A 21,045-nucleotide genomic window follows, 5' to 3' on the forward strand; every position below is an offset into this window, starting at 1 on the left:
AACATTTGATCCGCCTACTGGATCTTTAACGCAGGCTAACTGGCGTTTGGAAACAAAGATGTTCCGACCCATGCAGCGCCCAATTGCTGATCCAGCGCATCTGAGCGTATCTTCTGCTTTCCCGCAGTTGGAGACAAAGCAACTTCGCGCAAGCAGATCTTTTCCCCGACCAAGCACAAGTTTATTCTGGCGAATTCGACATCTTTTGCCAGGGTTTCAGCGATCTGAATCATGTCATTGAATTGCGCAGGCTGCGGCTCTGTATCCGAACTGCTAGGGAAAAAAAGCTCTTGGGCCAGATAATTGTATTCGCGGTCGTGTAACATCTGAATGCGTCCGCGCGCGCTGTCTCGATCTACCTGCACCAAAGTCACGCGCCCGGCAATTACCCAGAACTGCCATTCAGTGACAGACTGTTCACCAACAGTCTGATCTTGTTCGATCCAATAGGATGGCTTGCTGGTAACGCGCCACCAATCACCGGTCCAAAAACCCTCTGGCGTTTTGGTCTTGTGCCACGCCGCCATCTGAGCGTTCGCCTCATTACGCTTAGCATCGTCCATTGGAAGCGACAGAGAAATCTGGTGCGATGCGCTGGCTGAGCCTTTCAGGCTATACTGCCCAGGCTCGCATTCAAGCTTGTCCGGCAAGCCCGGAACATGTGCATGCCACACTCGATTAGGCACGGTCAGGCGATCCGGCAGCCTTTCAAAAGCCATGTCGTTGTCGGCGATGAACGCTTGTGGGACAGCCCCCAAAAGCTTCATGACCAACAGCTTTTCCATAAATGTGCTTGGGTCACAGAGATCGGGTAGATGGCGATGGCTTTCGGCGAAATTGAACATAGCCAACGCGAGCGCATTCAGCCGCGCTGCATCGCTGCGGTAGTGATCCCAGCCTCGCAAAAACCCCTGAGGCGGTGGGTCGTTTACACCAAAGAGATTGCCAGCAGTGATCTTGTCCAACTCGGCCTGTGCTGCCTTCAGATAGTCTTCCCGGTCGGACAGCAAGGCCGTTGACATTGCCCCACCCGTAGCCTTTCGAATATCTTCGGTTGTTGCGCGAAGCCCAGGCAAATTTGCCGGAAACTCGATCGGCTTGGGTCCTTTTCTGCCATGGCGCGGCAAAGGCGCATCGCTGGCGCGGATGCCTAAGTTCCGCAGGCGCCTGTCGAGGAAGGAATGCCGTTTGATCCCATTGGCGATCCACCACCGCATTCGGCGGCCCCACAAATGCACGGCAAGAGTATTTTCCTTGATATAGGTCTCTCTGAATTCTCGAACGTGAATGTCGTTGGCTTGCCCTGCCTGACGGAACGGTAGCGGATAAAACACGGGGATTGGGCTGGCATGCTTCAACTCATCGTGTTGACGCAGATACCAGGTCATAACGCCCGGACCGTAAACACTGTGTTCCTGATCTGAAGCGTGCGGCAACTCTCCAGCACTCTTCATGCGCTCCAGCTCTTCCCGTTCTTCTCCTTCAACCCAAGGGCGGATGGGGTACGGGTCCTTGCTGTAGTCGATATACGCGTCTAGCGCCGGACTGTCGGCTGGCAGCCGCATCACAGCATTGCAAATCGTGTCTCGGTTGTAATAGCCAAAGATATGATCTATTTTTGGGATCGAAGCCAGCGCCACAACATCCGTGTCACACCACAGGAAGTCCGTCTTTTTCATCAACTGAAGTCTGAAAATGTCAGATTGCGGTACAGGTGTTTTGAATTGATTGTTCATAATGAACTGTTTCGGCTCATGCACCTCGTTGGCAGATACCAATTCGACACCAGAAGGCACGTTTTCCACCTGACCGTAGTGAAACAGAACCACTCTGTGCCCTTGTTCGACAAAGGACAACATGCACATCTGTTCCAGAAAACTCAGACGCCCTTCCATCCAGAGCATCCCAATCGTCGGCAGAGAGCGATCCGCAGCCATTTCAATATTCTCCGAGGGGGGGTCTGTTAGGATTCTGATCGATGTTCATCGGGCACAGGAATGGGCTTTGCTGAAAGTCGTTCCCGCACAGTACGGTCCTTCTTGACGAATTCCACAGCCGGTTTGGCGAGCAGTTTCTGGTACAGTTCATGATAGTCAGGTTGCTTCAGAAGATCGTTAATCAGTGCCTTATGCCAACGGAACGATTTTCTGTGTAACCGTTTGAGGCGGTCATCTGCGCGGAACTCTTCCAACACGGCGTCTACCTCATCCTTGTATCGCAAGATCGTTGCGTCCTGCGCACCACCTCGGTTCCAACGATCCCAATAGTCCGTTCCAAGGGTCTGAGACGAGTGGTTCGCCCTGCCCCGGCTGCGCTTGGCCAGATAAGCCTGGGTGGACCGAACCGCATAATGGTTGATTTGCGCGACTTCGAAACCAAACGGAGGTGCGACGTGATTGCCGAAGGGTGCCGGTTCCTTTGCGTGGCCACCTGGGACCGACCTGAAGACGGCCGCCTGAAACTCGGCTCTGGGATGAGGGTTGTGCAATCCATAGCGTAGATACACATCGCCCTGTCGAAACATGGATTTTACAAATCGGCGCCCGGCCCCGCCCTGTTCATAGTCCAACTCACCATCAAAGAACTGCTGCGTGATGGGCATATCGCGCAACACATGTCGACCGTTGTTGGAAAAAATCTTCCACGGGATCGAGATGACGTCGACACCGGGCGTTGCTTCGATCAGATCATCAACTTTGTGATTACCAACGTGGATATTCAGAAATTCATCCGCATCGCCCACGTGAATCCATTTGGCGTTTTTCACCACTGGCAAACGGCGCGCCTGCCTAAGGGCGGAACGATGAATACCGCCTGTTCCAACGCGATTTTTGTGAAACTCGACATGGCCCAAGTCTTGTAAACGGCGCAGTATTTGGTTTGTGCCGTCCGTACAGTCATTTGTGTAGACGATTATTCTGTCGAACCCCAACACCTTGTGATGGGCGACCCATTCCAAAATATAGGGCCCTTCGTTCTTCATCGCAGTGATGAGAATTTTTTCAGGCTTGACCATCGTTGTCACTCGATCCTACCGCTTAGCCAGTTTGCCCTTTACTGTCATCCTGCGGCACAATCTTTTCGATGGCGATCTGAGCGCCGGCAATAGCCCGGATACGCAGGGCACGTGGATGTTTGCCCAGAAACTCATTCACCGCACGGATCACGCCGTCACCCCACCATCCGCGACGGTGGTAATCGTCAAAGGCCATGATCCCGCCGGGCTTGATCTTGGGAAACAGCGCCACGAGGTCGGCAGTCACGCCTTCATAGGAGTGGTCGCCATCGACATAGGCAAACGAAATGCTTTCGTCATCGAACAATTCGAGCGCAGGGACAGAAAAGTCTCGGATAATGCCAACCTTGCCTTCTTCGATCTCTTTTTCAAAAGATTTGACCACCTTCTGGAAGATGGCCTCCATCTTTTCATCTTCGGTTCGGCCGACAAACGCAGTGGTGTGCGACTCTTCCCCGATGTGTTTCCACGGATCGATAAGAAACAGCTGACTGGGCTCAAGCAGTTTCAAAATGGTCGGAGAGAACTCACCCTGCCAAACACCGATCTCAACTGCTACGCCCCCTTTGGGAAGGCGCGACAAGAACGTGCGGCGGATCGCTTCCTTGGTATTCTTGCGCTTGGTAACCTTGTCGGCTTTAGGCTTTTCCTTATGCCCCGGCACGGCACCGATGATTTGGGGTTCGTTTGCCATCTCAACCTCGTTCTGCTTATGCGGCGGGCACTACCGAACAGCGTCCATCCAGCCTTATTCTTTTTTTGATCGCTACCATGTCAGCCGCGCAAGAGCCAGAAGCTTGGCTTATTCTTTATTGAGCGGAGGTAATTTGTCGATCCCAAGCCACGGTGGTTCCAGGCTGGTGATCCTATAGCTGGCAGCGTTGCCCGCAAGAAACCTGTTAATTGCTGCGGACATGCCCGAGTACGAACCTTTGCCGCGTCTATAAGACGTAAAAGCAATGCTTCCACCTGGTGCCAAAACCCTGTCTATTCGCCTCAGTAGCTGCAGCATCACACGCTCTGCCCGGACGCCGCGAATGATCACGACGCCAACGCTTTGATCCTCGAACAGTTTCAGCATCAAGGCTGGCATCGCCCGGTATACACGCAGCTTTCCCGACAGAATGGGTTCGCGGAAATACTCGAGAAATGCATAAAATGCACGGTCAAGCGCCTGCAAATCAGCGTCTTGCGTTGTGTCCACACAAGCAAACCCGTTCCACGACAAGCCCCAAGGCGCAATAATTGTCAGTTGCGCCACAGTTCCCAAATCCAGGATTTCCTGCACGATTTCTGTTTCGACCTGACCAATCAGCACCCAAGACTTCTTGCCGCTGATCGACTTGAGGAATTTCTGACGTTGCTTCGCCGTTCGCTCGACTTCTTTGGCGGGCGACGGCAACAAATCAGTATCTTTGGGATCAAACGGTAGATCGACCTGCTTTGGATCTGTGATCTTGGAATGTTCTGCTGCCGCTTGTTCAAAATCCAAAGGCGTTTCCAGGGAATCCAGGCGAACAAACCACGGATAATTCATCGACTTGGCGTTTCCGGCAATTGCCATTTGACCAATCCGGTTCCACTTGGCGACCTGAGCAAAACTAACCGCTGGGTCTTTGTACATCTCAATGTCAAATGAAGCATTTGCTTCTTCCAGAACACCAAGATCCAGAGCTTTTAGATACTGCCCGCTGCGAAAGTTCCGATACCTCTGAACAAAGCCCTTGGCAGCTTCTGTTTCACGGATCGTGGCAATCTTGGACTTGTGAAACTTCACTGCGTTTTCATGAAGGTCTCTCAATACGTTGTCTTCATACAAACGTGTGTGAAACTCACGTAGGCGGCTCAGCTTTGTCAGGATCGACCGCTCTTCGACCACATTAAAGCAGTGCATGTGCCAGTAGGCCCGCCCCGTCGCTTCCATCTTTGGGTGAAAAGCCGTTGTGTTCACATCCCCTCGAAGCCGTTTCATCAAATAGCTTTCGATAGATCTGACGGCATAGTGGTTCATTCGGAACAACGTGGTTCCGAAGGCTGCTCCTGTTGTCGTGTACGCCCAGCCTCGCCGACGCATGGCAGGCGGCAGAGGATCTCCGTCACCATCCACCCATGCAAAATTTTCGGCCTTGCCCCGAACAGGACCGCGCGGGCGGTGTGTATTGATCGCGTGATAGGACCCGTTGTTGCGGGTCAAAGACTTAAATGCGCGCACATTCTGCGGCATGACCATTCCCAGCTCGCCCGCACGCGTGAACTGCTCAACAACGAACCGGTCCTCGAATTCAACAATCCCGTTGTGCCCGAACATCTGCCACAGTGCCGCAAACCCATCAGCATGTGGCAAAGCGCGAAACAAGTCGTCCAGCGTACCGTCCCCGATACGGATATCCAGAAACTCGTCTACGTCACACACGAGAATCCACTCGGCCTCGGACGACCAGGGATGTTGCATTGCGTTGGCATAGGCCGATGCCTGAGGTCCAAATTTCCACGGAGCCGGATTATCAATATGCGCCAGGAACCCAAGCTCTTCGCACCTTTTCAGGATGGCATCCGTCCCATCCGAACAATCATTCGAGTTAACGATAAAATGCGTAAAACCGATCGAGAGATAGTAAGCGATCCACTCAAGAATAAACGGCCCTTCGTCTTTCATCGTGGATACGACAAGTCTCATTTTCATTATCCCGTGACTGTTGACCGCAAAACCTCGGTACGATTTAGCTTGCTGCGACCGAGCGCAGATCCAACTAAGCGCTTGGTTTTGTTACGTCCCCCAACAGCCCTTTTCAAGAGCGTCAGAGAAACCGCTCAAGCGTCGATCTACTTGGCCTCCACCATTCAGATCGCACGAAAAGAACTGCCCGCCCCGGCGCAGTGAAGTTTTTACACAGCTTCACACTGATTGGGTACGAAGCATTAAGCACGCTGACGGTTCAGCCGATGGTGACCGGATGAGCAAATGTGCGCGCGATGGTACGGTATTCAACGCCTTCAATCGGAACAGGGCTTTGGGCGTCACGCAACAGCAAGTTTGTGACACCGCCTGGCAAGGCATCGTCAAATGTCGAAGCGCTATAACCTTTTGGATTGCTCGCCAGCGTAGCAAACAGCGCTTCATCATTTGCAAACGGCCGCATCGGTTTTTGCCGCATTGCGTCTGCATATTTCTTGCGGAATTCGTGAGCACTTTCCACAAGTCGACGGCTTGCCCGCAATATCCCGAAACGACAGGACATCTTTTGAGAAAACTGATCAAACATCTCATGCTGCATCGACGCCATTCGACGCGGCCCTGCTCCGACCAGTACAGATGTCAGCAAGTCCTGATCACAGGCCTCAAGCTCGGCAAAAAAGTCCCTGAGGTCCGGCCAGTTCGGAAGCAGATCGTTGTCAGAAATCAGAAAGTAATCAATGTCAGGCGCGGCCTGCATCGCTCGATACAGCGCGTAGTCACCAAACCGCCAACCAACCTTGTTTATGTCGAGCAGCTGATTTTCTTCAATCCAGGTCTGGTCGACGCGTAAAACCTGTTCATCGGGTAAATCAGGCGGTGCAGAATTTGTGGCATCATATACAACACAGACAGGTCCCGGAGCCGCTTTCTTCCAGATAGAATAAAGCCGGGCTTCGTTCTCGGTCCACTTATGAGTGCGAAACACGAACATCGTCCGTTTTTTGTGTTCTGGATGGATCTGTTTGCTCAAAGCTTGCGTGGCAGCACTATCTGCCCATGCACCTACACCGTACAGAGCACGTTCTTGCGGGCGCGCCAAAAGGTTAAGGTTGACACCATACCGTCGTATCGAATGCAAAACGCGGTACCCGTGCGAATGCAGTAATTCAAGCGCATCCTCGTAACTACCTTGAAGAACTTCAACCAGAATATCCGGGCGGCTTGTCGAGAGAGTTTCCCGTAACCCCCTGAGAACGTTTAACTCCATTCCCTCCACATCGGTTTTAATAAAATCGACTTTCTCTGGCATCATGTCGTCGCCTGGGCGAAGACGGATACTTGGACCATCGCTTTGAGAACTCACCCGGCCCGCACCCAGGTTGTTGACTGGGTAGTCAATTGTGAAGCCAACTATGCCGTCATCAGACACGCAAAACTCGACACAGGACAAGTCCGACACTGACTCGAGTTCATTTAATACAATGTTTTTTTTGAGGATGTCGCACGCAACCGGGTTCGGTTCGAATGGCACAATTTTGGAAGGATTCAGAAATTTCCCAACGAAAACGGAATGGTTTCCGACGTTTGATCCGATATCACAAAAAACGCCCCGGCCGGGAAATTCTTCTCGATGAGAAGCAGTTCTTCCAACTCGTACAGATGGCCAGAAAGATGTCGACGCTGGATATGATCACGGGGATTAGAGATGTGAAATCTTAGCGCCGTATCCCGAAGTTTGACCTCGCCAACTTGATCAGTTTCCATCCAGATCACCCTTTCATCTAGTCATACTTGCATTGAACCATCAAGGACTCTTTGCGGCCCGCAATGCGCGCAGCAAGCGCCTTAGACAAAGCAGACTGCCAAGGAAAGTTCTACGCCCAATTAACACCACGCCTAATATCTGATGTTCGGATCATCACGCGAAACATCCCAAGGAAACCATCCAACAAGGATAGTTTAGCCGACGGAGTGATTATCAGACTGACGTGTTTTGTGAGTTTGGTGCGGTCGAGATGCGTTGACATGTTTTCTTAAGCCACCTCAAATCTTCTATATTTTTACATATTATCAATGCAATAGGTCTATCACCTAATCCAAGCTATTGCATACAATTCTACCCTATTCTACGTTTCAAAGGTGGATAATCGGGTGGATACTATGGGTGCCAGAAACAAACTCACTGCTACCCAGATCAAGCATTTTGGTCCGGGCAAATACAACGACGGCGCAGGGCTGTGGCTACACAAGCGGCACGACGGAGGCGGTCAATGGTTCTTGCGCGTAACGATTCATGGACGCCGCAGAGAAATGGGTCTGGGCGGATTGTATGATGTCAGCTTAGCTGAAGCACGAGACGAAGCGGACCATTGGCGTAGCGTTGCCCGATCCAACAAAGACCCGATAAAGGAACGTGCTCGTATCAGACGAGAACAGGAACGTGGTGACCACACTTTGGCTAGTGTCACGGAGGAAGCATTCAAAGCTCGTCAGGCTGAGTTGAAGGGTGATGGTAAAGCGGGGCGTTGGCTTTCACCCCTGACACTGCATGTTTTACCCAAGCTTGGTCGTGTGCCGATAGAGGAGATTGATCAACAAGATATCAAGAACACCCTCGCTCCGATTTGGCACACGAAAGCCCATACGGCCCGAAAGGCAATCGATCGCCTCGGGATCGTGTTGAAGTATGCAGCTGCGCTTGATCTGGATGTGGATTTACAGGCGACTATGAAGGCCCGTGCGTTGCTGGGCAAACAGCGCCATGAGACACAAAACATCCCGTCAATGAAGTGGGAAGACGTGCCAGCCTTCTACAGCAGCTTGGACGAACCTACTGTTGGCAATCTTGCCTTGCAGTTCCTGATCCTCACAGCGGCTCGTACAAGCGAAGTGCGGTTCTGTCAGGAGGAAGAGATTGACGGTGACATCTGGACGGTCCCCGGTAAGCGCATGAAGGCGGGAACGGAACACAGGGTTCCCCTGCCCCAGCAAGCGCAGGACGTGCTCGATCAGGCTCGCACATTGTGGCAACGGAATGGGTTTTTCTTTTGGAGCCGCAAGACCGTGATCTCTGACGCTGCCATGTCAGGCATCATGAAACGGCGCGAGATGACGGAAAGACCGCACGGATTCCGGTCCAGTTTCCGGACGTGGTGTGCAGAGGCAACAGACACGCCCCGCGAGATCGCCGAAACTGCTCTAGCACATAAAGTGGGTGGCAAGGTCGAAAGGGCCTATCGCAGGACCGATTATATCGATCAGCGCCGCGAACTGATGCAAAGATGGGCCGATCATGTGGTGGGGGCTAAGTGATGGCTGATAAACCTTGGAAACCAACTCCGTGGGAAGAAATGGACCGCAAATCGAAGGCTGGTCTGATGGGACTAATAGCAAATGACTACAAGACCACAGGGGACATGATCTGCCTTATATACGCATTGGAAAAAGCAGATTTTTTTGGGCATGATGAGTTGCCTAAGGCGATAATAGACCTCCTAATGGATCGATTCCATCCAAAGGGCCAGAAACTGCGCTCAAATCAAAAAGACCAAGTCTTCACAATGGTATTCAACCTCGAAATGGCCAAGAATGGTGGGAATAAATCGGCAGCTTACCGAAAGATTGCCGATCTGTTCAAAGAAGAGCCTGATGCGGTAAAAAAGAGACTCAAGCGCTACAGTAAAAGGCTCTAAAAATACCCGAGTTCTGACAATGAATTTTTTCCGAAGGGACAGAAATAGTAAACTTGTCCCAAGACAACTCTCAGCTAGCTCATTCAAACTCCAGTCAGTCTAAAAAAACTACTGGAGAGGTCTGTTATGCCCGCAGAGTATCTAAAAGATCAGGAAGTTGCTGATTTGCTAGGCATCGGCAAGTCCACAGTGTGGAAGTACATTCACGAGGGAGTGCTTCCCAAACCGGTGAAAATCGGAGGATCAACTCGGTGGCGTCGCTCCGAGATTTTTACGCACCTCGAACAACAGCCTTAAGCCCCCTGAACTGAAACCGGCCCGCTGACCAGTGTCAAACGGACCGACCTCAATCACTCTCCTAAAAGTGTGGTATTATGATACCTTATCCGCATCCACAGTGCAATAGCGCCTCGCCGTTGGCTGAACACAATCAATTCATTCTGACAAACCAGAATAAGGAACCTGTCGGATCTGACGGCAAGAACATCAACCACCTCAATCCGGACAATTGGATGTCGTGGCAAGAAGCGACCGACAAGGCCGCTCAGACGGGGTTCGAGCTTGCCTATGTCATCACCGAGGACAGCCCGATTGTCTGCGTAGATATCGACAAATGCATCGATCCGGTGACGCGACAGTACGATGAGCGGGCAATGAGGTGGTTCGGGATCTTTGGTGATCGCGCCTACTGCGAGATGTCGAGATCCGGCCTCGGTCTGCACTTCTGGGGTATGGCCGAGCAAGGTCTCGGCAAGGTGTTCTATAATCGGATCAAGGATGAGTATGAGTTCTACGAAAAGGACCGCTACATCATTCTCGGTCAGGCTATTCAGGGGCAGATGACCGACATCACCCCGGATCTCAAAGCGAACCTGAAACCCCGCCCTGTGGCCACAGCGTTGCCTGAGACCGGCGCGGTGCCGGAATATACCGGGCCGACCGACGACAATGAGTTGCTGAGTATGGCAATCAACAGTCGCGGATCCGCTGCGGCTACGTTCGGCGATGCACCTCGGTTTGTTGATCTCTGGAACGGTACGGGTCTCGACAAATGGTATCCATCCCAGACCGACGGGAAAGAGATCGACTATTCTCGGGCCGACAGTGCGCTCTTGTCACAGCTTGCCTTCTGGACGGGCCGAGACACAGCCCGGATGGAACGTCTGTGGTTGTTGTCACCAATGGCACAGAACCGCCCGCCGCTGTCGATGAAGAAGCTAGAACGGACAGACTACCGTACAAAGAGCGTCACAGGGGCCGCTGCGCTCGCAAATGCGGTGTACACCAAGCCACGGGCCGTTTTACCCGGCACGGAAACAGATCTGCTTCGTTCTTTTCCAGCAAGTAGCTTTCACGGCAAGCCAGTTCCAGAACGTTCGTGGCTCGTCCAAAACTGGATTCCGGGTGACAACGTAACTCTTTTCTCCGGATCCGGCGGCGGCGGCAAGAGCACCATCGCACTACAACTCGCGGTGTCCACAGCGACCGGTTCACCGTGGCTGGGAAGGCCGGTTCGGAGGGGCAAGGTCTTGGTGCTGTCAGCCGAAGATCCCGCCGACGAACAACATCGCCGTTTGTCACCTATTGCACAGCAATACGGTCTTTCGTTGGATCAATTAAGCGATCTGCACTTAGTTGATCGGGCTGGTGAGGATGCGGTTCTCGCCTCACAGTGTGGCAACACAGGTTTACGTGAGACATCTTTGTTCTCGAACCTGGTTAGCCTTGTTGAGTCGATTAAGCCGGTTCTGGTCGTGATCGACACTCTGGCTGACACATTCGGCGGCAACGAGAACGACCGTGTTCAGGCACGCCGATACGTTTCGATGCTGCGTGACGTAGCGATGCGCAACAACGCGGCTGTGGTTATCTTGTCCCACCCATCCTTAAGCGGAATAAGCTCCGGTTCTGGCTTAAGCGGATCGACTGCTTGGGACGGTTCGGTCCGATCCCGTCTCTATCTGGAACGAATTGCTCAGAACGAATACGAACCCGATCCTGACATACGCAGGTTGAGCAACAAGAAGTTGAACTACGGGCGTTCGGGCTCCGAGATCACGGTTCGATACGTCAACGGGGTTTTCGTTCCCAATCAAACCCACAGTGCTGACCACGAAGTTGCCGCAAAACAAAAGTTTCTGGAATTGCTCAATTGGCACATCGAGCACGGCATCGAAGTTGGTCCTAACAACGGACCGAATTTCGCCCCAAAGAAATTCGCTGAACACTCTGAAAGCCAAAGTTTCACTAAAGCTGTGTTCCGCGATGCAATGAACTCGCTTTTGAGTTCAGGTCAGATAATCGTCGCAGAAGTCGGACCGCCCTCCAGAAGAAAGAGCATCCTCGCACTTCCGGAACCACAGGGGCAAGCGTGATGAGAGTGTTTTTGAGCCTTCGAACTCGCTTCGAACACCATTTATCGACCTTCGAACGGACTTCGAACACCCCTTCAAACTTGCTTCGAACACCCTTCGAACGGTGTGTTCGCACACCCCCATACCCCCGAGTGTTCGAACCCGCCCCTTCAGGGGGCGGTTCAAACGAAACCACAGTTCGTGCCGCAACTGTGGACATCAACGTAACGCGGCAAAACATTCAGAAGGAACTTCAAAATGAGTAACGAAGAGAAACCAAAAATGAACCGCGATTATCGTGATGCGAAGTTCGATAAAGAATACGAACTTGAATGCTTAGGAATCGATATAGCCGCCGGGTATTGGGAAAAAGAAATCTGCGGGTACATGGACGGCGTAGTTAGTAGGGTTCCGGTTGAAGACGTAATCACCGCGCAACGGATTTGCGAAACGCTGACCAGAATCTCGGTTTTCATTGCCGGTCAATACCGTCTGGATCCGAAGGTCATCCTTATAGAGACCCTTACACAAGTTCCATCAATGATCCGTGCAATGGAAGTAGATCCGGGAATAATCCCCGAAGCCGTTCCGAACCCGCCGCGTCCGTTACGTGAACTAAGCCAAGAGGAAATGATTGAACTGGCAAGGCCGCTGGTCGAAACAAGCCAAGGTCTGGAACTGACAGGAAGTGATCTGCAACACATTGCTATGGTGCATCTGCGGATTGCTGCTGAACTGCTGTTCAGGGTCGCAGGCAATGCCCGTTCCGTTGCGATCATGATCGGCGTGTTTGGTCTGGGTGTAGATCATTGGGTTGATAACTCGATCATGAAGCCGACCGATCACTGACGTGGAAGAAGGACCAAAAGGGTGTGGTATCTAGCGATCATCTGCGGTCGCGCGTTACCCACCCCTCCTCACAACTCTCAGAGGGACCCAACTTGCGAGCCGTCAGACCAATTCCATTGAGCTACATACCTTGCGAACAGACCGTCGACAAATATTGATAATGATTGAGTAAAACCCCCATTACATGACTTGAACTTCTAACCCAAACGGTAGATCTTCGCTAAGATTTTTAGACTTTTTTGATCCCATGCGATACTGAGCCGAGGGAAAACTCTTATGGATGATGATCTCAAACGCCTTCAAAAAAGGATTGCGGGCGATGGCCCGGCAGAACGGCAAGTTCTTCTTATGAAGCTTATGCACGAATTTGAAAACGCACCGAAATTTGCTGGGAGTTATGTTTCTGATGCCAACTCACAGGAGCAGCGTTGGATTGCACGTATTGGAGCCTTGCTTAGTCGCGTTAGCCTTGAGCACAAGATAGCATTTCAGGGTACACGCAGCACAATGGTCTCGTACTGGATGGTTGTGGGAGAGCAATTTCGGCAACACTTGCTTGCAGCTGCCGAAGAAATAAGGCTTGAACTCGAATTGGATGGGCACGAAGAAATCGGCCAAGTCTACGAAGCACAACACCAGTACAGTTTTTTGCGTGACCTAAAGGGCATTATCTTGGGTGCACAAGACGAGGTATTCATTGTCGATCCGTACTTAGACGGCAAAGCATTTGATACCTACCTGAGCCCCGTCGGAAATAGCTGTAATATAAGGTTGCTTTGCAGCAAGTATTCGAAAGATGTTGTCGGCCACGTCGAAGCTTTCAAGGCTCAGTACATAACTTGTCCGGAGATCAGGAAGGGTAAAGACCTTCATGATAGGCTTGTGATAATTGATGGTTCGGACTGTTGGGTTGTTGGTGGTTCGATTAAAGATGCAGGCAAAAAACCAACATACCTTTTGCCTCTACAGCCGAGCATCGCCCCAGAAAAGATCTTAATTTACGAGAATATCTGGTCAAAATCACAGCCGATGAATTAGCATTCACCGTCAATTCATCATGGGTAAGATTTCGTTGGTAAGCACGAACAATATCGGGATGAACGTAAGTACCGAAACAGTGAAAGCTTTTAGCGCGGAACGATGAACAGGTGACGCCTTGCCACATAGATTTTGCACGGTGATGTTCACCAATAGAAAAGGCCAAGCTAGAATTGCGAAAAGGATGAACAAGATTGCTATTAGTGCTTTTGCAACAAACAACGTAGCAGAGGTCATTTCCTCCGATTCTGCGTCGGCTTCTTCAAGAATCTTTCTAATGCTTTTTAACGGTGTGTAGTCGTCAGCGGATAAATAAGAGCGATTAAAAACTGCTGACAACACAATGTAATCAACAAACCAAAACGGTACCTTGAATGGTACCCACTGAAGCAACCAAGTCTTCAACGCTCTCCAATGGTTCATTACACCAAATTCAAACCAGTCTTTCCACTCAACAAACGCATCTGACAACCCCGCCAAACCTAACCACGAAAGAAGTATCGCGACGATCACGGATGGCCGCCAAATTGGCTTTTTTTGTTCAGTCACTCAATGCACCCAGGAAATGTCGTGTGATGCATCGCAAAAATTTTGCATAAGGTCAAATAGAACAGACCGGCTCGCGCCGGTCTATTCCAGTGCTTAGATACCTGTGATTACACAGAAGCTCTCTGGATGGCGCACCGCCACGTCAAACCACGCATAGGCGTAGATGTTGACCACACCGGTGCTTGCGTTTGTCACCTCGTCGATCACGAAGTCGACGCCGCCCCACTGACCAATAAAGACGTCTGAGAACTTACCGAGCAAAAGCTTGTCGGCTGGCATATGCGTCGTCTCATACGCTGCCGAGTTCATGATCCGACCAGCAGAGATCGTGTTCATGTCGCCAACTGATGGCTCGTCCCCAAGAACGAACTGGCCGGACCCAGCATCCTTTAAGGTCGTCCTCAGTATCTTTGCTACGTCAGGATGCGCGAGCCACGCCATATTGCCGTCTGGAACCACGTTGTCGGTCATAATACGAGACCAAGCGTCAACGACCTCACCCCACGCGACGGCACCTGCACTGGCGGCAGCAAACGAGTTAATAGCTGATGCCTGCAAGATACCTTCTGGTTCCGGTACGACGCCCGACCCGTTGATGACCGCTGCGTCCAAGGAAATGGCGAACTGCCGGTTGATGCCCTGACGGACCAAATAGTCGAGCTGAGGCAACCCCTGCATCAAAGCCTGACGCGTGAACGAGACACGCGCGGCTAGCATTGTCGCGGACAGTGTCACGTTGTCAAACGTCGGATTGCCTTCACTGATCGAACCACCCTCCGCTATCCACGCCGCGCTGGGACGGCCCGTCTCGCGAGGGATGCTTATATCGCGGGACAGCCCACCCAACACCGTAGCGCCCGCCTGAATGGCTGTGGACGCTGCTCCAAGCGACTGCACGAACAGGTCCGGACGGTGCTCGATATCCACAAGGGGGCTCGCGCCTGTAGTGGTCATCATCGGAGCCCGCACAGCAAGCGCTTCAGCCGGCACAACCGTGCCGCGCGAACCACGGGTTTCCCGTGTCAGTTCGGCAGATATCCGGCGCTCCGTTTCAGCTTCGCTCCAATCGTTCGACAGCTTGCCACGAATGAACCGACCTAGGTCAAAGTCACGCTTTGACTCGTGACCGTAAGTTGGTGGAGCATAGCTGTTGGAAACCGGCTCAGCAGTCTCAAGCTTATCCAGTACCAGGTTACGGAACTCCGTAAGTGAAGTTCCCTTCTCCACGGCGCTTTCGGCTTCCTGCGCCATGTCGTGACGCATACCGAGTTGCATGATCTGAGCGGCATCCTTGGCCGACAGTTTTTCCTGAGTAGTAGTGTTGCCCATGTTTCTCTTCTCCAAAATGGGCAAAGTTTCGGTTGCGTGTCGCCCCACACCGACGGTCATGTCAGCCGGGATACTCACAATCGAAACTTCAATCGGACGCCACTTGGTAACGCGGATTTCCCCTCCGGTTTCCTCGACCTCCTCGATAGCGTAGCCGATTGAGACGTTCTGGCGGATGCCGTCACGAATATCGGCCAACACATCGCTCGCCTTCCCGCTCTTACCGAGCCGGATGTTTGCGCGCAGCGTCGATCCGTCGAGCCACGCGGTTTCAACCACTCCGATCTGCAATTCGGAATTGTGGTCAAGAAGCACCGGTGCGCGTCCGGAAGTAATAAATTCGAGATCCACTGCTTCCTTGGAATGAACAAGCACCTCTTGATACCCACCTCGTGCAACTGGCGTTTCACTCGAAACGGCCATTGCCACGCGGCGATCATCCACTTTGGTCGAATTTTCCACGACCAATTCAATGGAACGAAAATGCTTTGTCATCTTTGCACCTCAAGCAACCTCCATGTATTATGTTAAATTAATACTCATATGTTCTCAATAGGTTAGACATGAAACACACTCTTCCGACGGTCGAGGGACTGAACCAGAAAGACGCTGCTAGATTAGCTGGGATGCATGTAGATACATTTAGAAAGCTGCTGAATGGCGAATATCCACCACCAAAGAACTCCCACGGGTACTATGAACTCGAAGCACTCGGTCAGTGGATACGGGACAAGGCCTATCGGGACAAAGTTTTACCTGTGCTGACGGCTGAATCGGATCAAGCCAAACTTGATCCAGCGCAGGAACGGGCACGCAAAGACCGCGCGTTGGCTATTCGTACGGAAACGGAGAACATGGTCCGGTCTGGTCAATTGTTGGAATTGGACACTGTAACCGCAGCCGCGTTCGACATGGTTTTCCGGGTGAAAGCCCGATTGCTAAGGATACCCGCAGTCGCTGCAAACCTGCTAACAGGCATCACCGACAGAGTGGACATTCAAGAAATTATCGAGCGTGAGATTCGGAATGCGCTCGAAGAAATGTCCACGGACTGGACCAGCCCAAAGGTGGATAAATAGGTGGTTAATATTCAGATAATATGCTCTAAAACTTTGATTTTAATATAAATTTATGGATATGATGGTGCGGTCGAGAAGACTCGAACTTCCACGGGTGTTACCCCACAGCGACCTCAACGCTGCGCGTCTACCAATTCCGCCACGACCGCACTACCTGTGACTTGGTAGAGCGGCGTATAGACGTTGGCGCGCACGATGTGAAGAGGCAAAAACGCTCTGGTTTAAATTACTCGGAAGCAGACCTATCTAGCTGAATGATCACCACACATCCGATCTGACAGGAACCGCAAATGACCTCAACCGAGAACCGCCCCATTGTACAGATCGACATCGTTTCAGACGTGGTTTGCCCGTGGTGCATTGTTGGCTTTAAACAATTGGACACGGTCTTGCAGCAAATGGGCGTGTTGGCCCGGCTGCGCTGGCATCCGTTCGAACTGAACCCGAATATGCCACCCGAAGGTCAAAACCTGCGCGAGCATGTCATGGAGAAATACGGAACCACCGCCGAACAAAGCCAGCAAGCGCGGGACAGACTCACTTCGATTGGCGCAGAGCTGGGGTTTACGTTCAACTTCGGCGACGAAAGCCGGATGGTAAATACGTTTGCCGCACATCAGTTGCTGGATTGGGCAGAAGGGCAAGGTCAGCAACACCCGCTGAAGCTTGCTCTGTTTGATGCGTATTTTACCCAGCAGAAGGACGTCTCGGACTCCGAGGTTTTGCTGGATGCCGTTCGATCAGTCGGGCTTGATGCGGAAGCTGCTCGGCAAGCGCTTGAGAGTGGCCAACACACGGGCCCCGTGCGCGAGAAACAGCAATTCTGGACCAGCCGGGGTATTTCCGGCGTGCCGTCCATGGTGTTTGGCGGAAAATACCTGCTGACTGGGGCACAAGGGAGCGAAACCTATGCCCAAGTCTTGCAACGATGTCTGTCTGAGGCCGCCTGACCCCTTTCCCTGACCGCTTTGCACAGATATGAGGCCGGCATGGAATGGAAAATCACCGATGGTCTGACCAGCTATGACGACGCCGTGGCCTTCATGGAGGCCCGCGTTGCCGAAATCGCACGCGGCAACGCTGAAGAATGCGTTTGGCTGCTGGAGCATCCGCCATTGTATACTGCCGGCACCTCAGCCAAGATCGAGGACCTAACCGATCCTGATCGGTTTCCGGTCTATGAAAGCAAACGTGGCGGTGAATACACCTATCACGGACCGGGTCAGCGTGTGGCTTATGTCATGCTGGATCTCAACAAACGCGGACGGGATGTGCGCCAGTTTGTAAAGCAATTGGAAACCTGGGTGATCTCGGCCCTGGCTGAATTCAATGTACACGGCGAGATCCGCGACGGACGCGTTGGAGTTTGGGTTCGGCGGGACGACAAGCCGCTCACGGTGACGGGCAAGCCGGCGGAAGACAAGATCGCAGCCATTGGTCTGCGCCTGCGCAAATGGGTCAGCTTTCACGGCATCTCGATCAACGTCGAGCCAGACCTGGAGCATTTCTCGGGAATCGTCCCCTGCGGGATCAGCGAATACGGCGTGACCTCTCTGGTCGATCTGGGGCTTCCTGTGACCATGGCTGATCTTGATGCCGCGTTAGAGAAGACATTTTTGGATGTCTTTGGTTCGAATGACGGGTGAGTCACCCTGTATCTCAGCAAAGCGAATCGGTGATATCATGCGAGCTTCAAAACAATACGCTCAAGCGGTTAGCTCTGTTTCCGACACCTGAAGCAATTAACCGTGTTTAAGCCGGGTTTATCGTTTTTTTTAGACATTATTTAACTCAACTAGATACAAAGGGGCCGTTAACGAGTAGTATGAAACTGCCAATCAAGAGTGAGTGGTATGTTAACCGGTGATCCAGGGCTCGCCCTCGAAATCCGAGAAGTGTTTGGTTACGAGTCTGCCGTTCCGACCCCAAATCGGAACGGCAATTCTCTTTCCCCTGATTGATACGCGCTTAAACGCCGCGCCCTTTGATGGGGTGTAGGTCCGAAATTCGTTACGGCGGATAACTGAAACTCAGCTTTACAATGCGGCTTTGATCTTTTCGGCGTGCTGCGCGATCTGGTCGAAATCACCCATCTTTCCGGGCGGGCGCATCGACACGTCTTCATGACGCGGCAGGACATGGAAGTGCAGGTGGAAAACTTCCTGCCCGCCTGCGGCTTCGTTGAACTGTTGGATCGTCACTCCGTCTGCATCAAATGCCGCCTTCGCTGCTTGTGCCATTTTCTGCACCGTCTTCATCACGGCAACCAGTTGCTCGGGCGTGGCGTCCAGCACATTGCGGCACGGCGATTTGGGTATCACCAGCAAATGACCGTCCGAACGCGGCATGATATCCATGAAGGCCAACGTCTCATCATCCTCGAACACGCGGGTCGAGGGGATCTCATTGCGCAGGATTTTGGCAAAGATGTTGTCGGGATCGTAGTCAGCCATATCAGGTCTCCGGATTGCGGGTGTTGGCGTAGTTCTGAGACGCCTGCCCATGACGGTCAAGGCGGAACTCTGCCAAACGCCCTTGCGGGCCACCATCTGCGGCTTGAAAACCGGGCAGACATACCCAGATAAGCGCTGTTCGAGACACAAAAACAGCGTGACAGCCCCCTGCCCGCGACAATTAATCTTGATCCAGATCAAACTCGGCCATTGAAGGTACCCTCTTCGCAATCTAAAACCAGCAGGAATCCCGCGCGTTGGAGAGGTCCGACTGCGCGGTGCAGTTGCAACAGGAGGCACCTATAATGGCAGACGCAGCCATTCATGGTCACGACCATGAAGACGAGCGCAGCTTTTTCCAGCGCTGGTTCATGTCGACCAACCACAAGGACATCGGGATTTTGTACCTGATCGTTTCGGCCCTGGCCGGTCTGATCTCGGTAGCGATGACCGTATACATGCGGCTTGAACTGATGCACCCCGGTGTTCAGTACATGTGCCTGGAAGGCTTCATGGCCGACCCATGTACCCCCAACGGACATTTGTGGAACGTTATGATCACCTACCACGGTGTTCTGATGATGTTCTTCGTTGTCATCCCGGCGCTTTTCGGCGGATTTGGCAACTATTTCATGCCGTTGCAGATCGGCGCGCCGGATATGGCGTTCCCGCGGATGAACAACCTGTCCTTCTGGCTTTACGTCGCCGGTACTTCTCTGGGTGTGGCCTCGCTGCTCAGCCCCGGTGGTAACGACCAGCTTGGTTCAGGCGTAGGCTGGGTTCTGTACCCGCCGCTGTCCACGACCGAGGGCGGCATGTCCATGGACCTTGCGATCTTCGCCGTGCACGTATCGGGCGCCTCCTCGATCCTCGGCGCGATCAACATGATCACCACCTTCCTGAACATGCGTGCCCCGGGCATGACCCTGTTCAAGGTGCCGCTGTTCAGCTGGTCAATCTTCGTCACCTCTTGGCTGATTCTGCTGTCGCTGCCGGTTCTGGCAGGCGCGATCACCATGTTGCTGATGGATCGCAACTTTGGTTTCACCTTCTTTGACCCTGCTGGTGGCGGTGACCCGATCCTGTATCAGCACATCCTGTGGTTCTTCGGCCACCCGGAAGTGTACATCGTGATCCTGCCCGGTTTCGGCATCATCAGCCACGTGATCGCTACCTTCGCGCGCAAGCCAATCTTTGGCTACCTGCCGATGGTTTGGGCGATCATCGCGATCGGTGTTCTGGGCTTCGTTGTGTGGGCGCACCACATGTACACCGTTGGCATGTCGCTACGTCAGCAGGCCTATTTCATGCTGGCAACGATGGTTATTGCTGTTCCGACTGGCGTTAAGGTCTTCTCGTGGATTGCGACCATGTGGGGCGGCTCGATCGAGTTCAAAACTCCGATGCTGTTTGCCTTCGGCTTCCTGTTCCTGTTCACCGTTGGTGGTGTGACCGGTGTGGTTCTGTCGCAGGCCGGTGTCGACCGTGCTTATCATGACACCTACTACGTGGTGGCACACTTCCACTATGTGATGAGCTTGGGTGCCGTCTTCGCAATCTTCGCTGGCGTGTACTTCTACTTCTCGAAGATGACAGGCCGTCAGTATTCCGAGTTCTGGGGCAAGGTTCACTTCTGGATGTTCTTCATTGGCGCCAACCTGACCTTCTTCCCGCAGCACTTCCTGGGCCGTCAAGGCATGCCGCGCCGCTATATTGACTACCCCGAAGCGTTCGCTCAGTGGAACTTCGTATCGTCGATTGGCGCGTTCATCTCGTTCGCTTCGTTCCTGCTGTTCTTCGGCATCGTGTTCTACGCTTTGTTCCGTGGCGCGAAAGAGACGCGTCCGAACCCGTGGAACGAATACGCCGACACACTGGAATGGACCCTGCCCTCGCCGCCGCCCGAACACACGTTCGAGCAGCTGCCCAAGCAGGAAGACTGGGACAAGGGCCACGCGCACTAATCCCAACATGATCCAAAGAAACCCCGCCCAAGTGGCGGGGTTTTT

General features: G+C 52.7%; 19 protein-coding genes and 1 tRNA gene. 10 read left to right on the forward strand and 10 right to left on the reverse strand.

The window, feature by feature from the left end; translation table 11 throughout:
* Nucleotides 1–35 precede the first annotated feature (35 nt).
* From GS630_RS08435 to GS630_RS08460, 6 genes are all read right to left on the reverse strand, one after another.
* Nucleotides 36–1,937, reverse strand: a complete 1,902-nt coding sequence (locus GS630_RS08435) for an ATP-grasp fold amidoligase family protein (protein WP_171174649.1) — start codon at nucleotides 1,935–1,937, stop codon at nucleotides 36–38.
* Between the two features lie 26 nt (nucleotides 1,938–1,963).
* Entirely contained in the window at nucleotides 1,964–3,016 is a 1,053-nt protein-coding gene (locus GS630_RS08440; RefSeq protein ID WP_253285853.1) for a glycosyltransferase family 2 protein, read from the reverse strand.
* Nucleotides 3,017–3,038: 22 nt separating this feature from the next.
* On the reverse strand, nucleotides 3,039–3,710 hold the full coding sequence (locus GS630_RS08445) for a class I SAM-dependent methyltransferase (protein WP_171174651.1): 672 nt from the start codon (nucleotides 3,708–3,710) through the stop codon (nucleotides 3,039–3,041).
* A 108-nt stretch (nucleotides 3,711–3,818) separates the two neighbouring features.
* Complete coding sequence (locus GS630_RS08450; protein ID WP_171619261.1) at nucleotides 3,819–5,693, reverse strand: glycosyltransferase family 2 protein; 1,875 nt, start codon at nucleotides 5,691–5,693, stop codon at nucleotides 3,819–3,821.
* Between the two features lie 259 nt (nucleotides 5,694–5,952).
* Nucleotides 5,953–7,287, reverse strand: a complete 1,335-nt coding sequence (locus GS630_RS08455) for an FkbM family methyltransferase (protein WP_171619479.1) — start codon at nucleotides 7,285–7,287, stop codon at nucleotides 5,953–5,955.
* A complete protein-coding gene (locus GS630_RS08460) occupies nucleotides 7,239–7,457 on the reverse strand; it encodes a hypothetical protein (RefSeq protein WP_171619263.1) in 219 nt (72 codons plus the stop codon). Before GS630_RS08460 ends, GS630_RS08455 begins: the two co-directional genes overlap by 49 nt.
* Nucleotides 7,458–7,853: 396 nt before the next feature.
* Between GS630_RS08460 and GS630_RS08465 the strand changes: the two genes are divergently transcribed.
* The 6 genes from GS630_RS08465 to GS630_RS08490 all read left to right on the forward strand — a co-directional run bounded on the left by GS630_RS08465 (nucleotide 7,854) and on the right by GS630_RS08490 (nucleotide 13,626).
* Nucleotides 7,854–9,005, forward strand: coding sequence for a site-specific integrase (locus GS630_RS08465; RefSeq protein WP_171711961.1), 1,152 nt, complete (start codon nucleotides 7,854–7,856; stop codon nucleotides 9,003–9,005).
* Complete coding sequence (locus tag GS630_RS08470; protein ID WP_171711963.1) at nucleotides 9,005–9,385, forward strand: hypothetical protein; 381 nt, start codon at nucleotides 9,005–9,007, stop codon at nucleotides 9,383–9,385. The genes GS630_RS08465 and GS630_RS08470 overlap by 1 nt, the downstream gene beginning before the upstream one ends.
* Before the next feature lie 126 nt (nucleotides 9,386–9,511).
* Nucleotides 9,512–9,682: a helix-turn-helix domain-containing protein gene (locus GS630_RS22580; RefSeq protein WP_171711965.1), complete on the forward strand. Its 171-nt coding sequence runs from the start codon at nucleotides 9,512–9,514 to the stop codon at nucleotides 9,680–9,682.
* Between the two features lie 215 nt (nucleotides 9,683–9,897).
* On the forward strand, nucleotides 9,898–11,760 hold the full coding sequence (locus GS630_RS08480; protein ID WP_171711967.1) for an AAA family ATPase: 1,863 nt from the start codon (nucleotides 9,898–9,900) through the stop codon (nucleotides 11,758–11,760).
* A 237-nt stretch (nucleotides 11,761–11,997) separates the two neighbouring features.
* Nucleotides 11,998–12,588 carry a hypothetical protein gene (locus tag GS630_RS08485; RefSeq protein ID WP_171711969.1) on the forward strand — a complete coding sequence of 197 codons (591 nt, stop codon included), beginning with the start codon at nucleotides 11,998–12,000 and terminating at the stop codon, nucleotides 12,586–12,588.
* A gap of 276 nt (nucleotides 12,589–12,864) precedes the next feature.
* Nucleotides 12,865–13,626 (forward strand): hypothetical protein, encoded by a 762-nt coding sequence (locus tag GS630_RS08490; protein WP_171711971.1) that lies wholly within the window; start codon nucleotides 12,865–12,867, stop codon nucleotides 13,624–13,626.
* Between the two features lie 9 nt (nucleotides 13,627–13,635).
* On the opposite strand, the gene GS630_RS08495 is transcribed toward GS630_RS08490, so the two are convergent.
* Together GS630_RS08495 and GS630_RS08500 are read right to left on the reverse strand one after the other, a co-directional pair.
* Nucleotides 13,636–14,175 carry a hypothetical protein gene (locus tag GS630_RS08495; RefSeq protein ID WP_171711972.1) on the reverse strand — a complete coding sequence of 180 codons (540 nt, stop codon included), beginning with the start codon at nucleotides 14,173–14,175 and terminating at the stop codon, nucleotides 13,636–13,638.
* Between the two features lie 93 nt (nucleotides 14,176–14,268).
* The gene (locus GS630_RS08500) at nucleotides 14,269–15,999 is read right to left on the reverse strand and encodes a phage major capsid protein (protein WP_171711974.1); all 1,731 of its coding nucleotides are present in this window, start codon (nucleotides 15,997–15,999) and stop codon (nucleotides 14,269–14,271) included.
* Nucleotides 16,000–16,067: 68 nt separating this feature from the next.
* Here GS630_RS08500 and GS630_RS08505 point away from each other — a divergent pair, with 68 nt between their 5' ends.
* Complete coding sequence (locus GS630_RS08505; RefSeq protein ID WP_171711976.1) at nucleotides 16,068–16,583, forward strand: hypothetical protein; 516 nt, start codon at nucleotides 16,068–16,070, stop codon at nucleotides 16,581–16,583.
* A gap of 62 nt (nucleotides 16,584–16,645) precedes the next feature.
* Here the strand turns inward: GS630_RS08505 and GS630_RS08510 are convergent.
* Nucleotides 16,646–16,732 (reverse strand) — tRNA-Leu (locus GS630_RS08510).
* A gap of 141 nt (nucleotides 16,733–16,873) precedes the next feature.
* Between GS630_RS08510 and GS630_RS08515 the strand changes: the two genes are divergently transcribed.
* Together GS630_RS08515 and lipB are read left to right on the forward strand one after the other, a co-directional pair.
* Nucleotides 16,874–17,533, forward strand: a complete 660-nt coding sequence (locus GS630_RS08515) for a DsbA family oxidoreductase (protein ID WP_171619300.1) — start codon at nucleotides 16,874–16,876, stop codon at nucleotides 17,531–17,533.
* A gap of 39 nt (nucleotides 17,534–17,572) precedes the next feature.
* Nucleotides 17,573–18,229, forward strand: a complete 657-nt coding sequence (gene lipB, locus GS630_RS08520) for a lipoyl(octanoyl) transferase LipB (protein ID WP_171174664.1) — start codon at nucleotides 17,573–17,575, stop codon at nucleotides 18,227–18,229.
* Nucleotides 18,230–18,619: 390 nt separating this feature from the next.
* Here the strand turns inward: lipB and GS630_RS08525 are convergent, their stop codons facing one another.
* Entirely contained in the window at nucleotides 18,620–19,036 is a 417-nt protein-coding gene (locus GS630_RS08525) for an HIT family protein (protein ID WP_171174666.1), read from the reverse strand.
* A gap of 305 nt (nucleotides 19,037–19,341) precedes the next feature.
* Here GS630_RS08525 and ctaD point away from each other — a divergent pair, with 305 nt between their 5' ends.
* Nucleotides 19,342–21,000 (forward strand): cytochrome c oxidase subunit I, encoded by a 1,659-nt coding sequence (gene ctaD / locus GS630_RS08530; protein ID WP_171089416.1) that lies wholly within the window; start codon nucleotides 19,342–19,344, stop codon nucleotides 20,998–21,000.
* Nucleotides 21,001–21,045: the final 45 nt, after the last annotated feature.

The organism is Ruegeria sp. HKCCD7303, from assembly GCF_013111185.1.
Lineage (GTDB): Bacteria > Pseudomonadota > Alphaproteobacteria > Rhodobacterales > Rhodobacteraceae > Ruegeria.